The organism is Paenibacillus algorifonticola (assembly GCF_050481745.1).
In the GTDB taxonomy this organism is placed as follows: Bacteria; Bacillota; Bacilli; order Paenibacillales; family Paenibacillaceae; genus Pristimantibacillus; species Pristimantibacillus algorifonticola_A.
On sequence record NZ_JBCNGR010000069.1, the window covers coordinates 1 to 2657 of the forward strand.

2 protein-coding genes are annotated in these 2657 nt (G+C 43.5%); one reads left to right on the top strand and one right to left on the bottom strand.

The features are described from left to right. The first annotated feature begins 698 nt into the window (after positions 1-698). Positions 699-2504, top strand: coding sequence for a group II intron reverse transcriptase/maturase (gene ltrA, locus ABEW34_RS31280; RefSeq protein ID WP_430165584.1), 1806 nt, complete (start codon positions 699-701; stop codon positions 2502-2504). Between the two features lie 78 nt (positions 2505-2582). On the opposite strand, the gene ABEW34_RS31285 is transcribed toward ltrA, so the two are convergent. Next, positions 2583-2657: putative holin-like toxin (locus ABEW34_RS31285; protein ID WP_430165587.1), on the bottom strand; the 75-nt coding region annotated here is incomplete at its 5' end.

Below are 2657 nucleotides of genomic sequence, written 5' to 3' on the forward strand. Positions count from 1 at the left end.
CGTTGTGCGACTTGTTTTGCTATAACCACCAGTCAGTGGGAAGTGCAAGGGTGGACAGTCCACCTAACTTTGTAACTAAAGAATGGAATGAAGGAACCATGTATCCGGAAACGTTCTCGTTGAAACTCCTACATGCTCTGTATCGACAGAATACAAGGTATGAAGCTAGGTAAAGGCGGCAGAAGGAAGGCTAGAGCCGCTCCAAAAGAGAAGGTATGCCTACTGATATGCCGGACGGCTGAAAAACAGTCTATGGTGAGAATGTCTAAGATGACTGACGAACTGCCGAATGTACGGGTCTAAAATAGAACCATCGGGAAACCGTTGGACTAGCACATGCTAGGGTGGACGGCGAAAAGTACAATATAACGGATAGGAAATTCGCTATACCGAACTATGGCGGTATTCAATCCACAGGCTTAAAGGTAGCACCTAAGGACTGAATGTATAGCTAGGTTACAGGGAACAAGGAAAGCAAGGAACATCCATAGAGGGTCTGTCAACCCGATGGTTGCTATAAGGCTCAAGCCGAAATGTATTTGTCCTTGTGAGAGTAGGGGTACGACCGATGATGCATCTGTAACAGATGACGAGGAAAAGCCCCAAGCCTTCTTTCGACTATAACAATTTTCCAAACGTGCACGACAAAGTTCGGGTAAGAATGTGGGAATATACTCTTTCAAAGGGAGTGTACCACAATGTCGGCTCTAAGATACTGGGACTATTACAACATGACAGGAATCTTTACAGATTTACACGAAAAAGCCAAGAACAAGGAAACATTCACAAAGCTCTATGACACCATTGTATCACGGGATAACATCCTTCTGGCCTATCGAACAATTAAATCCAATAAAGGTTCTAGAACTGCCGGTACAGACGGAAAGACGATGGACGATATCAAAGTCCAAACAGAAGAAGAAATGGTTGCCCTCACTCGTCAAAAGCTGGACAATTATAGACCTAAAAAGGTCAGGCGCGTGTTTATCCCTAAACCCAACGGAAAACAAAGACCTCTCGGTATACCGTGTATCTTGGACAGAATTATCCAACAATGCTTCAAACAGGTGCTTGAACCCATTGCAGAAGCTCATTTCTTTAGACATAGTTATGGTTTTAGACCGATGCGGACTACTCATCATGCGCTAGCGCGAGTTCAACACCTTATTAACTTTAACCAACTACACTATATAGTAGATGTCGATATTAAAGGCTTCTTCGACAATGTGAATCATACGCATCTCAAAAAGCAACTATGGAACATAGGAATCCAAGATAGGAAGGTTCTACGGATTATCAGCAAAATGCTAAAAGCCGAGGTTGAAGGGGAAGGTATTCCTGATAAAGGGACACCTCAAGGTGGAATCTTATCCCCCCTGCTTTCCAATATTGTCTTGAATGAGCTAGATCATTGGGTTGCCGGGCAATGGGAAGATTTCACAAGCAAATTTAGGTATGCAAGAAATGACGGGAAGTATAGGGCGCTCAAAAAGTCTGGCCTGAAAGAAGGCTACATCGTCCGCTATGCGGACGACTTCAAAATCCTCTGTAGAGACTGGAAAACGGCTCGAAAATGGTATCATGCCGTAAGACTCTATCTAAAAGATCGCTTGAAACTTGATATTTCACCGGAAAAATCGCAAATCCTAAATCTTAGGAAACGACCATCCGAATTCCTTGGATTCACAGTTCGAGCGACGAAAAAAGGATACAAGCGAGTAGCTCATACAGGCATCAGCCACAAAAAGAGGCAACAACTAAAGACAACGGCAAAGGAACGTATTCAACAAATACGTCAATCGCCCAGCTCCCGCAATGCGCTCCTATATAACAGCTTTGTATTGGGGATACACAACTACTTCAAACGAGCGACTCATGTCAGCATCGAATTCTCACGTCTTGCCCGTGACTTGCGCATTTACATCTACAATCGTCTAAAACCAATTGGCCAATATGATCATCCGAGCAACCCGCCGCCAACCTATTTGAAATACTATAGCTGTAAGAGAAAAACCTACAGAATCGCGAATGTCTATCTTTTCCCATTGGCTAATGTGAGAACGTACAACACGACAAATTTTAACCAAAACATCTCCCCTTTTACAGAGGATGGGCGCAGCATGATCGGGAAAAAGTTGCACCCTGATATCCAAAGGGAATTATCCAAACTGATGAAATCTAACGTACCGGAGCGAAGTGTGGAGTACATGGATAATCGTATTAGTAGGTATAGTATGAAAATGGGCAATTGCGAAATCACGGGGATGTTTTTGTATGCGGAGGATGTCCACTGCCACCATTACCTGCCAACAAGTCTCGGCGGTAGTGACAAGTTTATCAACCTGCGCATACTTCATAAAGATGTTCATAGGCTCATTCATGCAACAACAAATCACACGATTGTGGAACTCATTAAACGTCTCGATTTATCCAGTGAAATGATACATAGGATAAATCAGTATCGGGAAAAGAGTAACTTGGAACTTATTGTAATGATGTCATGAGAAGATGGAACGCCGTGTGCGATGAAAGTCGCACGCACGGTGTGGAGGAGGGGAAAAGGCGGAGATAATATCAAAGCCTTACCTATTCCTATTATTGGACAGCAGCGCTACGATAAGCGTACCAAAGGTAAGCATAAGCATGAGTGCTTCAAA